At 73.7% G+C, this 12,821-nt stretch carries 10 protein-coding genes and 1 pseudogene; 7 read left to right on the forward strand and 4 right to left on the reverse strand.

Annotated features, from left to right (window positions below; all coding sequences use genetic code 11):
* Nucleotides 1–141 precede the first annotated feature (141 nt).
* Both AB0L21_RS38995 and AB0L21_RS39000 read left to right on the forward strand, forming a co-directional pair.
* A pseudogene (locus AB0L21_RS38995) lies at nt 142–785 on the forward strand (ATP-binding cassette domain-containing protein); the annotation flags it as partial.
* A 118-nt stretch (nt 786–903) separates the two neighbouring features.
* Nucleotides 904–2,364: a WGR domain-containing protein gene (locus tag AB0L21_RS39000; protein ID WP_365788701.1), complete on the forward strand. Its 1,461-nt coding sequence runs from the start codon at nt 904–906 to the stop codon at nt 2,362–2,364.
* A gap of 7 nt (nt 2,365–2,371) precedes the next feature.
* Here AB0L21_RS39000 and AB0L21_RS39005 read toward each other — a convergent pair whose 3' ends face one another.
* From AB0L21_RS39005 to AB0L21_RS39015, 3 genes are all read right to left on the reverse strand, one after another.
* Nucleotides 2,372–3,148: a peptidase E gene (locus AB0L21_RS39005; protein WP_365788702.1), complete on the reverse strand. Its 777-nt coding sequence runs from the start codon at nt 3,146–3,148 to the stop codon at nt 2,372–2,374.
* Between the two features lie 109 nt (nt 3,149–3,257).
* Entirely contained in the window at nt 3,258–4,838 is a 1,581-nt protein-coding gene (locus AB0L21_RS39010; RefSeq protein WP_365711276.1) for a glycerol-3-phosphate dehydrogenase/oxidase, read from the reverse strand.
* On the reverse strand, nt 4,835–5,446 hold the full coding sequence (locus AB0L21_RS39015) for a TetR/AcrR family transcriptional regulator (protein WP_365788703.1): 612 nt from the start codon (nt 5,444–5,446) through the stop codon (nt 4,835–4,837). The genes AB0L21_RS39010 and AB0L21_RS39015 overlap by 4 nt, the downstream gene beginning before the upstream one ends.
* Nucleotides 5,447–5,564: 118 nt before the next feature.
* On the opposite strand from AB0L21_RS39015, the gene AB0L21_RS39020 reads away from it, so the two are divergent.
* From AB0L21_RS39020 to AB0L21_RS39035, 4 genes are all read left to right on the forward strand, one after another.
* Nucleotides 5,565–7,157, forward strand: coding sequence for an FAD-binding oxidoreductase (locus AB0L21_RS39020; protein ID WP_365788704.1), 1,593 nt, complete (start codon nt 5,565–5,567; stop codon nt 7,155–7,157).
* 39 nt (nt 7,158–7,196) lie between these two features.
* A complete protein-coding gene (locus tag AB0L21_RS39025; RefSeq protein WP_365711272.1) occupies nt 7,197–8,078 on the forward strand; it encodes a diacylglycerol kinase family protein in 882 nt (293 codons plus the stop codon).
* Between the two features lie 63 nt (nt 8,079–8,141).
* Nucleotides 8,142–8,510, forward strand: coding sequence for an NUDIX domain-containing protein (locus tag AB0L21_RS39030; RefSeq protein ID WP_365711270.1), 369 nt, complete (start codon nt 8,142–8,144; stop codon nt 8,508–8,510).
* Between the two features lie 188 nt (nt 8,511–8,698).
* On the forward strand, nt 8,699–11,212 hold the full coding sequence (locus AB0L21_RS39035; protein WP_365788705.1) for an ATP-dependent Clp protease ATP-binding subunit: 2,514 nt from the start codon (nt 8,699–8,701) through the stop codon (nt 11,210–11,212).
* Nucleotides 11,213–11,248: 36 nt separating this feature from the next.
* Here the strand turns inward: AB0L21_RS39035 and AB0L21_RS39040 are convergent, their stop codons facing one another.
* A complete protein-coding gene (locus AB0L21_RS39040; RefSeq protein WP_365711282.1) occupies nt 11,249–11,653 on the reverse strand; it encodes an STAS domain-containing protein in 405 nt (134 codons plus the stop codon).
* A gap of 203 nt (nt 11,654–11,856) precedes the next feature.
* Between AB0L21_RS39040 and AB0L21_RS39045 the strand changes: the two genes are divergently transcribed.
* Nucleotides 11,857–12,729 carry a trypsin-like serine protease gene (locus AB0L21_RS39045; RefSeq protein ID WP_365788706.1) on the forward strand — a complete coding sequence of 291 codons (873 nt, stop codon included), beginning with the start codon at nt 11,857–11,859 and terminating at the stop codon, nt 12,727–12,729.
* The last annotated feature ends 92 nt before the right edge of the window (nt 12,730–12,821 follow it).

Below are 12,821 nucleotides of genomic sequence, written 5' to 3' on the forward strand. Positions count from 1 at the left end.
CACCGGGCCCCGACCCAAGTACATCCAGTACGAGGGCCCGGGCCCGGCACGCCGAGAGCACGCACCTGACGCCGCGCGGCCCGCCCTCCGGGCGGGCGACGGGAGTTTGACGACAGGACCTAGCCCGCAGCCGTCCGCCCGGCGCGCCGACCGGACCGGATGCCGGCCGGGCCGGAACCGGCCCGGCGCACCGAGAGGACCGCGCGGATCCGGCTGCCCGAGCCCGCGCCGTGCGGGCGGACCCCGCTCGGCGCGGTCGGCCTCACCCGAGTCCTACGGCGGCCACCGCGTCCTCGACGGGGTGGACCTGGCGGTGGACCGGGGCAGCCGGCTCGTCGTCCTGGGCCTCAACGGAGCGGGCGGGACCACGCTGCCGCGCGTCCTGGCCGGCGCCGAGCGGCCGGACGGTGGGCGGGTGGTGCACGGGCACAGCCTCGCCCCTCGGCTGCTTCGCCCAGGAGCACGACACGCTCGACACCGGCCGCACGGTCCTGGACCACCTCACCCTGGCGGCGCCGCACCTGGCCCCGGGCGCGGCGCGGAGGGTACTCGGCGCCTTCCTGTTCGGCGGCGACGACGCCGACAAGCCGGCCGGTGTGCTGTCCGGCGGCGAGAAGACCCGGCTGGCGCCGGCCGGCCCGGTCCACTCCGGGGCGAACGTGCTGCTGCTCGACGAGCCGACGAACAACCTCGGCCCGGCCTCCCGGGACGAGATGCTGACGGCGGTCGGCTCGTATCCCGGCGCGATCGTGATGGTCACGCACGACGCGGGCCCCGTCGACGCGCTCCTGACCCCGGACGGGGCCCGGGGCCCGGGCTGACTGTCAGTGGGTGCCCTTACGGTGAGAAGCAGTTGAGGACCTGCTGGAACGGCCGCGGGTCCGTCCGGGGGAGGGGTGTGCCATGTCCACGGTGTCCACGGCGTCCGCGGTGTCGACGACGTACCTGGAGCTGTCGCAGGAGGGCGACGGCGCCCACAAGTTCTACGAAGTCACCGTCGACGGACAGGTGGTGACAGTGCGGTACGGCAGGATCGGCGCGGCCGGACAGACGCAGACGACGAGGTTCCCGACCGCGGAGAAGGCGCGGGCCGCCGCCGCGAGGAAGGTGGGGGAGAAGATCCGCAAGGGATACGCCCCGGCGGTCCAGGGCCAGCGGGCGCCCCGCGCGGTGACCCGCCGTCAGGTCGGCTCGGCGCCGTCCACCGCACGTGCCGTCGCCCCGGTGCTGTGGCGCTTCCGCACCGGCTCCGCCGCGTTCGGCATCCATGTCGACGACGACCGCTGCTGGGTGGGCAACCAGGCCGGTGACGTCTACACCCTGGACCACCAGGGCGCCGTCCTGGCCCGGTTCAGCCTGCCCGACGGGGTGAAGTGCCTGGTCGCGGACGACTTCTGGATCTACGCCGGCTGCGACGACGGCAAGGTCTACGACCTGTCCTCCAAACTCCCCTTCGCCGCCTACGACATCGCCGCCGACGTCGACATCTTCTGGCTGGACATCCACGAGGGCGTCCTGGACGTCTCGGACCGTGCGGGCCGGCTCACCGTGATCGACCACGAGGACGAACACCAGTGGTCCCGCCGCAGCCAGGGCGAGCACGCCTGGATGGTCCGCGCCGACGACCGGGCCGTCTACCACGGCCACCACCGGGGCGTCACCGCCTACGCCCCCGACGGCGGCGGCGAGCTGTGGCACACGCCCACGAAGGGCGGCGTGCTCTTCGGCTGGCAGGAACAGGACGCGGTGTACGCGGGCACCGCACACCGTGTGGTCCAGCGGCTGTCGAAGGACACCGGCGCCATCCAGGCGACGTACGCGTGCGACAGCGCGGTCTACTCGTGCGCCACCTCGCCCGGCGGCCGGTTCGTGTTCGCCGGGGACGCGGCCTCGTCCGTCTACTGCTTCGACCAGGACGGCACCCGCCTGTGGAAGCTCGGCACGGGCAGCGGCTCGGCCCTGTCGATGCAGTACCGCGACGAACGGCTGTACCTGGTCACCACCGACGGTTCGCTGGTGTGCGTGGACGCGAGCGAGGCGGCCGTCTCGGCGGCCCAGCAGGGCACGGTGCCGGTGGTGCGGGACGTCAAGCTGGCCGCCGCCACGCCGACGTACGCCCCGGCCACGGCGGTGGCCGCGGTGGCCACGGTCGCCCAGGCGCCCGCGGGCTCGGTGGTGGTCGAATGCGTCCAGGAAAGCGGCCGCCTGCGGGTGCACGTGGTCTCCGACGGCTACGACTCCTCCTGGAACGTCCAGTTCCCGCGCGCGATACGCGAACCCGGCGCACGGTACGTCGTGGACGCCCTGCACCCGGCGGCGGGCGGCTTCTACCGCGTCCGCGGCGACATCCGCCGCCTGCTCTGACGCGGGGTCACGCGGCCGTGCCGAGCGGGCGGCAGGGCACCGGGTGCTCGTCCATGCCCCAAGGCTCACCCGGCGTTCCCGGCTTCCCCGACGCCCCTGGTCCCCCCGGCTCACCGGGCGCCGCCGGCTCCACCCGGTACAGCCGTGCCCCCGGCCTCCGCGTCACCGCCTCCGTCAGACGCCCGTCCGTGAACAGGGCTCCCACGCCGTCCTCCAGCGCCCAGCCGCCGGGCAGCGTTCCCTCGGCGACGGCTCGCCGGTAGGAGGGGCGCCGGCCCGGTTCGCTGTCGTAGTGCGGACACACGGAACCCGGCAGCAGGCCCAGCCCGTCCCGCAGGGAGGCGAGCGGACCGAAGGAATCGGTGTGCGAGGCGTCGGCCCAGCAGTTGGCGCCGGCGCTGATCCCGCACAGCAGCGTCCCCCGGTCGCAGGCCTCCCGCAGCAGCCGGTCCACCCCGTGCACACGCCAGACGGCCAGCATGTTCGCGGTGTTGCCGCCGCCGACGTACACCACGTCCTGGGCGAGCAGGAACGCGCGCAGCGCCTCGTCGTCCACCTCGCGCCGCAACAGCGACAGCACGGCGGGCGCGCAGTCACGGGGCCGGAACGCGCTCAGGAACTGGTCGACGTACCCGGGCGCGTCGCCGCTCGCCGTGGGCACGAAGCACACCCTGGGGCGGGGGTTTCTCGCGAGGGTGAGCAGCCAGTCGTCCAGCAGCCCGTCCTCGTCCATGGAGAAGCCCCCGCCGAGGAGCACCACACGACGACCGGGACCGAGCGCCACAGGGCGACCCCCTTCGAAGGACTCGCGGAACGGGCTGTGCCGAACGATGCCAGGGCAGGGTTCCGGGCGCCAGCGAATACCGGGCGAGCAGGTGTCCGCGGGCGCCCGGTCAGGGGTGCACCGGCGCCGCCCTCCCGAGGATCTCCCGGGCCGCGGGGAGCGCATGGACGCGGTCCTGCGGGACCACGCCGATGCGGGTGCGGCGGTCCAGGAGGTCGGATTCCTCCAGGGCGCCCTCGTGGCGCACCGCCCAGAGGAGTTCGGCGCGGGTGACCGGGTGGCCGGGGAGCACCGGCTCGGCCAGGGCGGGGTCCTGGGCGGCGAGGGCGTGGACCGCCACGGCCTCGGTGCCGTAGCGGCGGACCAGGCGGCGCGGTGCGGGCAGCGCGCGCAGGCGTTCGGGGGCGGCGGCGCCGATCAGGGGCAGTGCGGCCGTGGGGGAGGGGGCGGCGCGCAGCCCCCGGGCCCCGGCCGCGGCGTCCACGGCGTCCTGCGCCATCCGCCGGTAGGTGGTGAGCTTGCCGCCGACGACCGTGGTGACACCGTCGGGCGAGGTCAGCACCGCGTGCCGGCGGGAGATGTCGGACGTACGGGGTGCCCCCTCGGTGCCCTCGTGCGCGGAGGTGTCCAGCAGCGGGCGCAGTCCGGCGAAGGCACCGACGACCTCGTCCCGGGAGACGGGGGTGTCGAGGACCGATCCGAGCACGTCCAGGAGGAAGCCGATGTCGGTCTCGGGGACCTCCGGCACGTCCGGGATGCCGCCGTCGACCGGTTCGTCGGTGAGGCCGACGTAGACCCGGCCGTCCCCCTGCGGCAGGACCAGCACGAAGCGGTTGGTCTCCCCGGGGACCGGGATGTGCAGTCCGGCCGGCAGGGCGCCGAGCCGTTCCGAGCGCAGGACGAGGTGGGTGCCGCGGGAGGGGCGTATCCGGATGCCGTCGGTGAGGGCACCCGCCCACACGCCGGTGGCGTTGATCACGGCGCGGGCCCTGATCTCGCCCTCCTCGCCGGTGAGTTCGTCGCGGATCCGGGCGCCCGTCCCGGTCAGCTCCAGCGCCCGCACCCGGGTCAGCACCCGGGCGCCGTGCGCGGCGGCGGTCCGGGCCAGGGCGGTCACCAGACGGGCGTCGTCGGTGACCTTGCCGTCCCAGGACAGCAGCCCGCCGCGCAGTCCGGCCGCGCGGACCGAGGGCGCCAGGTGCCGGGCCTCCGTCGCCGAGAGCCGGCGGGGGGCGGGCAGCACCTGGCGCGGGGTCCGGGCGGCCAGCCGCAGCATGTCCCCGGCCCGGAGCCCGGCCCAGGCCAGCGAGGCCTGCGCCCGGGACACCAGCGGGGTCAGCGGCAGCACGAACGGCTGGGCGGCCACCAGGTGCGGGGCCGTGCGGGTCATCAGCACTCCGCGCTCGACCGCGCTCTCGTGGGCGACGTCGAACTGCGCGGAGGCCAGATACCGCAACCCGCCGTGAATGAGCTTGGAACTCCAGCGGGAGGTGCCGAAGGCCAGGTCATGGGCGTCCACCGCCACGACGTCCAGCCCGCGGGCCGCCGCGTCCAGCGCGGCTCCGGCGCCCGTGGCGCCCAGCCCGACGACCAGGACGTCGGCCGTCCGGCCGTCCGCGGCCTCGGCCAGTTCCCGGCCGCGCCGGTGTGCGCTGAGGGACGAGCCGGGTGCGGCCTCGGTGTGGCTCATGGCGTCAGGGTCCTCTCCAGGAGGGTGCGCAGCTCACCGAGGAGCGCGGCGGAGTCCAGCTCCGGATCGTCCTCGTCGGTCATCGTGCGCAGGGACAGGGCGAAGGACTGCACGGTCAACAGCAGGACGCGTGCCTGCCGTTCGGTGTGGCCAGGCCGTACGGACCCGTCCGCGTGGCCCTCGCGCAGCGCGTCGGCCAGCAGCGCCAGCAGCGCTTCCTGGCTCGCGCCGCGCCGGTCGAGCACGTAGGGGAGGAGCAGTTCCGGATCGACGTCGACGATCTTGCGGAAGAGGGGGTGTGCCCGGAACGCCTCGACCCCGGCCACCAGTCCGTCCACGATCCGGGTGCGCGTGGCCGTGCCGGGCGCGGGCTCCGGTATGGCCCGGGTGGCCACGTCGATCCACTCCCGGGTCATCAGATCGCCCACCAGGCTCCGCAGGTCCGGCCAGCGCCGGTAGAGCGTCATCCGGGAGACGCCGGCGCGGCGGGCCACGTCGGCGAGCGTGGTGCGCCGTACGCCGACGGCCAGTACGCAGTCGCGTACCGCGTCGAGCACGTGATCGTTGTCCGAGCCGTTGCCCGAATCATTGTGACGAATGGGCGTCATGTGTCACAGTGTAACGCCCTAGGGTCCGGCCGGAAGCGACCAGGACCCGGAGAGCGGCGGCCGAGCCGCGCGGACCGAGCACACCGACCGCACACCGACCTGTGAGGACGACCGTTCAATGGACATGCTGTGGAACGGCTGGGGCGACCCGGCCAAGGCGGCGCCGCTGCCCGACTCGGTGACCGGGCTGCTGCGCGACCTGCTCGGCGTCAAGCCGCGCGGCACGCCCGCGCTCGGCCTGGAGGACATCCGCCTGCCCGCCCCCACGGCGAGCCCCGCCGCCCTGAAGGCGCTCGCCGCGGCCGTCGGTGGCGAGGAGCACGTCCGCACGGACTCGGAGAGCCGTGTCCGGCACACCCGCGGCAAGTCCACCCCGGACCTGCTGCGCATCCGCGCGGGCGATGTCGCCGACGTACCGCAGGCCGTCGTCCTGCCCGCCGGCCACGACGAGGTGCTCGCGGTCCTGCGCGCCTGCGCCGCGCACGGCCTGGCCGTCGTACCCTTCGGCGGCGGCACCTCGGTGGTGGGCGGACTCGCCCCGCAGCGCAGCGCGTTCATCGCCCTGGACCTGCGCCGCATGGACGGCCTGCTCGACCTGGACCCCGTCTCGCGCACCGCCGTCCTCCAGCCCGGCCTGCGCGCCCCGGAGGCCGAGGCCCTGCTGGCCGGGCACGGCTTCACCCTCGGCCACTTCCCGCAGTCCTTCGAATGGGCCACCATCGGCGGCTTCGCGGCGGCCCGCTCCAGCGGACAGGCGTCCGCCGGCTACGGCCGCTTCGACGAGATGGTGCTCGGCCTCACCCTCGCCACCCCCGAGGGCACCATCGAGACCGGCCGCGCCCCCCGCTCCGCCGCCGGACCGGACCTGCGCCAGCTGATCCTCGGCTCCGAGGGCGCCTTCGGCGTCATCACCTCCGTCACCGTACGGATCCGCCCCCTGCCCGAGACACGGCTGTACGAGGGCTGGCGGTTCGGCTCCTTCGAGGAGGGCGCCACCGCACTGCGCCGGCTCGCCCAGGACGGACCCCGTCCGACCGTGCTGCGCCTGTCCGACGAGACCGAGACGCTCATCGGCCTCGCCCAACCGGACGCCATCGGCACCGACCTGGCGCAGGGCGGCGCCGGCTGCCTGGCGATCACCGGATACGAGGGGACGGCCGAGGACACCGCACACCGCCGCGAACGGGCGGCTGCCGTCCTGACGGCCTGCGGCGGCACCCCGGCGGGCGCCGAACCCGGCGAACGCTGGGCGCACGGCCGCTACTCCGCGCCCTATCTGCGCGACGCCCTCCTCGACGTCGGCGCCTTCGCCGAGACACTGGAGACCGCGGCCTTCTGGTCCCGCGTCCCCGGCCTCTACGCGGACGTCCGTACGGCGCTCACCGACACCCTCACCCAGGCCGGCACACCGCCCCTGGTGATGTGTCACATCTCCCACGTGTACGAGAACGGCGCCTCGCTGTACTTCACCGTCGTCAGTGCCCAGGGCGAGGACCCGGTGGCCCACTGGACGCCCGCCAAGCAGGCGGCCAACGAAGCCGTGCTCGCCGCCGGCGGCACCATCTCCCACCACCACGGGGTCGGCACCGACCACCGCGACTGGTACGTCCGCGAAGCCGGCCCGCTCGGCGTCTCGGCCCTGCGCGCCGTCAAGCGCCGCCTGGACCCCGAGGGTCTCCTCAACCCCGGCGTCCTGCTGCCCACCGACTGACCCCGCCCGATCCGACCGCCTGCCTCGAAAGGCCCACCGATGCGCCAGTTCACCGCCGTCGTCAACCCCACCGCGGGCGGCTCCACCGGGGCGGCGGGCCTGCTCCGGCTGGCCCGGCTGCTCCGCGAGGCCGGGGCCGGACTGGAGACGGAGTACAGCCACAGCCTCGCCCACGCCCAGGACATCGCCCGCGCGGCAGGTGAGCGCGGCCGGATCGTGCTGGCGGTGGGCGGCGACGGCATCGCGGGCGGCATCGGCGGCGCGCTCAGCGGCACCGGAACCGTCCTCGGCCTCGTACCCGCCGGACGCGGCAACGACTTCGCCCGCGCGCTCGGCCTGCCCGCAGACCCGGCCGCGCTCGCCGGCATCCTGCTGCACGCCGAACCCCGGCCCGTCGACACGATCGAGGTGGAGTCGGCCGTCCACCCGCGCACGGTGGTCCTGGGCAGCGTGTACGCCGGCGTCGACGCGGAAGCCAACCGGCACGCCAACAACGCCCGGTTGCTGCGCGGCGCCGCCTCCTACTACGCGGGTGGCCTGCGCGCCGTCACCACGTGGCGAGCGGCCGACTACCGCGTCACCGTCGACGGCGAGGAACACACCCACCGCGGCTACACCGTCGTCGCCGCCAACTCCCCCTACTACGGCTCCGGCCGGCTCATCGCGCCCGGCGCGCGCGTCGACGACGGACTGCTGGACGTCGTGCTGATCCGCGAGGCCCCGCGCCGGCTGTTCTTCGCCCTGATGAACGAGCTCAAGTCGGGCGCCCACATCCACCGCCCGCAGGTGCGCGTCCTGCAGGGCAGGGAACTGCGCATCGAGGCCACCCGGCCCGTCCCCTACGGCGCCGACGGCGAGGTGGAGGCCACCCTGCCGGTCACGCTGCGGGTACGGCCCGGGGACCTGCCGGTGCTGTACTGACGCCCACCGCGCATCACCCGCGCCCCCCTGGGTAGGCAAGGAGTGCCTGGGGAGGGGAGCCATATGTCGCTGGAGCAGGCCGAGGGTGTGGTGCGGGCGGTCGTCGTGTACGACGGGCGGCTGCTGCTGGTGCCGGAGGGAGACGGCTGGACACTGCCCTCGGGCACCCCGGAACCGGCCGAGACCGCCCAGGCCACGGCGGCGCGGATCGTCTACGAACTCACCGGTTACCTGGTCGACGGCACCGAGCCGCTGGAGCCACGGGAGACAGCGGGGGAGACGGCCGTGGTCTGCCAACTGCTGAGCGAGTCGCCGTCGGACGGGGGCCGCTTCGCAGCGGAGCAGGTGCGCTGGGCGCCGATGGAGGAGACCGCCGGCACACCGCTGCCGGCGGTCGTGCGCACGTACCTGCGGGGGCACACACCCGTGTGAACCCCCGCGATCAGTCGGGGTGTCGCGGGCCTCGGCACGGAGTGTGCCGCCCGCTCCGTGTACGTACGGGCAGGCCGGATTTCCGTTCCTTTCCGGTTGCGGGGCCGTCCCCGTGGGGGTTCAGTGAGTAGGGGCCGTTCGGGGGCCGTGTTCCCGGTTGCTGCTTCTCCGTCGTACCAGGAGCTGTCATGTCGATGTCGTTCGGTGCGCCGTTCGGTTCGTCGGATGCGTTCAATGAGCTGCTGAATCGTTTCTTCGGAATGTCGCCGACGTCATCACCCCCCGCCGTACAGCGCGTACCCGTCGGACGGCTGCTGACGGAATCGTCGCAGCAACTGCTGAACCTGGCCGCGCAACGGGCCGCCGACGACGGCACCTCCGACCTGGACACCGAACACCTGCTCTGGGCGGCCACCCAGGTCGAACCCTCACGCCGGCTGCTCTCCCAGGTGGGCGTGGACCCCGACACGGTCGCCACCGAGCTGGCCAAGGTCCTGCCGCGCGAGGCCGGCGAGCCCTCCGCGCAGCCGGGCCTCACCCCGGCGGCCAAACGCACCCTCGGCGCCGCCTACGCCCGGTCCCGGGCGGCCGGCGTCTCCTACATCGGTCCCGAACACATCCTCGGCGCCCTGCTCGGCGACAGCGACACGGGCGCGGCCAGGATGCTGCGCGCCGAGGGCCTGGACACCCGGCGCCTGTCAGGCCTGACCGAACAGACGGCGGCGCGCGCCGAGGCAGCCCCCGCCGAACGGAAGAAGCCGGCCACGACCCTGGACGAATACGGCCGCGACCTGACGGAGGAGGCCAAGGCCGGCAAGCTCGACCCGGTGGTCGGGCGGGCCGAGGAGATCGAGCAGACCGTCGAGATCCTCTCCCGGCGCTCCAAGAACAACCCGGTGCTCATCGGCGAACCCGGGGTCGGCAAGACCGCCATCGTGGAGGGGCTCGCCCAGCGCATCGTGGCGGGGGAGGTCCCCGACGTCCTGAAGGACAAACGGGTCGTCACGCTCGACCTGTCGGGCATGGTGGCGGGCGCGCAGTACCGGGGACAGTTCGAGGAACGGCTCAAGAAGGTCATCGAGGACGTCCAGGCGGCGAGCGGCGACATCATCCTCTTCATCGACGAACTGCACACCGTCGTCGGCGCCGGCGCCACAGGCGAGGGCTCCATGGACGCGGGCAACATGCTCAAGCCCGCCCTCGCGCGCGGTGAACTCCACGTCGTGGGTGCCACGACCATCGACGAGTACCGCAAGTACGTCGAGAAGGACGCCGCCCTGGAGCGCCGGTTCCAGCCGGTGATGGTCCCCGAGCCCACGGTCGAGGAGACGGTGCAGATCCTCGAAGGGCTCCGCGACTCCTACGAGGCGCACCACCAAGTCCGCTTCGACGACGCAGCGTTGGCAGCCGCGGCCGAACTGTCCGACCGGTACATCAGCGACCGCTTCCTGCCGGACAAGGCGATCGACGTGATGGACCAGGCCGGTGCCCGGGTGCGGCTGCGCAGCGCCGGACGCTCCACCGAGATCGTCAGCCGCGAGGACCGGATCGCCAAGCTGCGCCGTGAACTCGAACAGGCCGTCTCCGCCGAGGACTTCGAGAAGGCCTCGGAGCTGAAGCGGGACATCGCCGAGGCGGAGGGCGAACTCGCCGGCATCGAGGAGCGCCGCGAGGGTGTCGTCTCCGTCACGGCCTCCGACATCGCCGACGTCGTCTCCCGCCGCACCGGCATCCCGGTCTCCCAGCTCACCGCCGGCGAGAAGGAGAAGCTGCTCCGGCTCGAAGAGGAGATGCACGCGCGGATCGTCGGCCAGGACGAGGCGGTCACCGCGGTCTCCCAGGCCGTACGCCGCAACCGCGCCGGCATGGGCGACCCCCACCGCCCCGTGGGCTCCTTCCTCTTCCTCGGCCCGACCGGTGTCGGCAAGACCGAACTCGCCAAGACCCTCGCCGCCCTGCTGTTCGGCGAGGAGGACCGCATGATCCGGTTCGACATGAGCGAGTTCCAGGAGAAGCACACCGTCGCCCGGCTGGTCGGCGCGCCGCCCGGATACGTCGGCTATGAGGAAGCGGGCCAGCTCACCGAGAAGGTCCGCCGCCGGCCCTACAGCGTGGTGCTCTTCGACGAGGTGGAGAAGGCCCACCCCGACGTCTTCAACACCCTGTTGCAGATCCTGGACGACGGACGGCTGACCGACGCGCAGGGCCGCACCGTCGACTTCCGGCACTGCGTCGTCATCATGACGTCCAACATCGGCGCGCGCCGCATCCTGGACCACAAGGGCGATGTCTCCGCGCTCAAGGACGAGTTGACGGAGGACCTGCGCACGCGGTTCCTGCCGGAGTTCCTCAACCGGATCGACGACATCATCATCTTCCACGCCCTGACCGAGGACGACCTCGGGCAGATCGTGGACCACCTGCTGGACCAGAGCAGGCGCAAGGTGCACGCGCAGGGCCTGGGCCTGGAGGTCACGGAGGCGGCCAAGAAGCTCCTCATCGCCCACGGCCACCAGCCGGAGTTCGGTGCGCGCCCGCTGCGCCGCACGATCCAGGCGGAACTCGACAACCGCATCGCCACCCTGCTGCTCGGCGGCGAGGCCGGCCCCGGCGACACGATCGTCGCCGAGGTCCGCGACGACTCGCTGCACTGCACTGTCCGCAGAGGCGACTCCGGGCAGCCGCCGACCCAGGAAGCCTGACACCGGTCCCGGCGTGCGGTCCGCCGGGCCGCCCCCTCAGCCCCGCAGGGCGTCCTGCACGCCGGGGTAGCAGGCGAGGAGGGGGGTGAGGCCGACGATCTCCAGGGTGCGCAGAACGGGGCGCCGTACGCCTGCCAGACGCAGCCAGCCCGCCGGACCATGGGCCTGATGAGCGGCGATGAGGACGTTGATGCCGCTGGAGTCCATGAACGGCACACCGCTGAGATCCGCGACGGTGCGCGCGCCGTCGGGGTCCGCGGGGGCGAGGGCCCGGCGGAGGACGCCGGAGGTGTGGTGGTCGACCTCGCCGGTCACCGTGACGACGGTGACACCGTCCACGTCGGTCCGGGTGACCGACAGCGGCCCCGGCCCCGTCTGCTCGTTCGTGCCTGCCGTGTCTGCCACGCGTCCCTCGTCCACGCTCACCCGATCCTTGCCCAGAGCTTCCCTCTCCGACAGGCTGCCCAGGATCGCCCGGAGGATGCAGGCCGGCCCCGGCGCGCTCCGGCGCACACCCGGTGACCGCCGGCAGAGAAGGGGTTGCCGCCCCCGGCCGTCTTGTCCCGCACCGCCCGGCCCACTTCAATGCTCTCTACCCCCGCAGGAGAACACCTGTCCCACGTCACCCAGTGAAGGGGTTCTTCTTGAGATCCGTACGCGTCACCGCCGTCACCGCCGGCGCCTGCGCCACCGTGCTCGCCGCCGCGCTGCCCTCCTCCGCGATCAACTCGTACAACGCCACGCCCGCGCCCGAGCGCACCGAGGTCGGAGCACTCGTGGCCACCTGGGACGGCGACGGCGACCCGGCCACCCCGGACCGCGTCGACTGGGTGTGCTCCGGCACGATGGTCGACGCCAACACCTTCCTGACCGCAGCCCACTGCACCAGCGGCTGGCCGGCCGGCGTCCGCTTCTTCGTCTCGCTCGACCAGGACGTCCAGGCCGCACTCGACGCCGCCGCGAAGAAGTACCCGGGAGACCCGTCCGCCCAGGCGAACGCCGTCGCCGTCCAGGGCACAGCGCACACCCACCCCGACTACCCGGGCCCCGCCTCCGACCCGCACGACATCGCGGTCGTCGAACTGCCCGCCGCGAAGGTCGCCGCCCGCTGGTCCTTCACCCCGGCCGCCCTGCCGGCCGCGAACCAGCTCGGCGCCCTCGGCCCGCAGGGGCTGAACTCCACCGACTGGTTCGTCGCCGGATACGGCACGCAGGAGGCCGTCAACGGACCCGGCGGCCAGACCCATCCCGGCGGCGGCGTCCGTATGAAGGCCCCGGTCACCTTCGACGCCCTGAACGACTCCTGGGTCCGGCTGGGCATGACGGCCCCGCAGGGCAACGGCGGTGCCTGCTACGGCGACTCCGGCGGGCCCGACTTCGCCGTCATCGGCGGCAGAAACGTCCTCGCCGCCACGACCATCACCGGCGACACCCCCTGCTACGCGACGAACGTCACCTACCGCCTGGACACTCCCGGAGCCCGCGCCTTCCTGGCACCTTTCGTGAAACTGCCGTAGGTCCTGTCGTCAAACTCCCGTCGTCCGCCCGGAGGGCGGGCCGCGCGGCGTCAGGTGCGTGCTCTCGGCGTGCCGGGCCCCGGCCCTCGTAC

This window comes from Streptomyces sp. NPDC052721, from assembly GCF_040678315.1.
Taxonomy (GTDB): domain Bacteria; phylum Actinomycetota; class Actinomycetes; order Streptomycetales; family Streptomycetaceae; genus Streptomyces.

Excerpts from the sequence above, each read along its gene's own strand:
- AB0L21_RS39035 (WP_365788705.1), top strand. The coding sequence starts at position 8,699 with ATGTCGATGTCGTTCGGTGCGCCGTTCGGTTCGTCGGATGCGTTCAAT.
- AB0L21_RS39025 (WP_365711272.1), top strand. The coding sequence starts at position 7,197 with ATGCGCCAGTTCACCGCCGTCGTCAACCCCACCGCGGGCGGCTCCACC.
- AB0L21_RS39030 (WP_365711270.1), top strand. The coding sequence starts at position 8,142 with ATGTCGCTGGAGCAGGCCGAGGGTGTGGTGCGGGCGGTCGTCGTGTAC.
- AB0L21_RS39020 (WP_365788704.1), top strand. The coding sequence starts at position 5,565 with ATGGACATGCTGTGGAACGGCTGGGGCGACCCGGCCAAGGCGGCGCCG.
- AB0L21_RS39015 (WP_365788703.1), bottom strand. The coding sequence starts at position 5,446 with ATGACGCCCATTCGTCACAATGATTCGGGCAACGGCTCGGACAACGAT.
- AB0L21_RS39010 (WP_365711276.1), bottom strand. The coding sequence starts at position 4,838 with ATGAGCCACACCGAGGCCGCACCCGGCTCGTCCCTCAGCGCACACCGG.
- AB0L21_RS39000 (WP_365788701.1), top strand. The coding sequence starts at position 904 with ATGTCCACGGTGTCCACGGCGTCCGCGGTGTCGACGACGTACCTGGAG.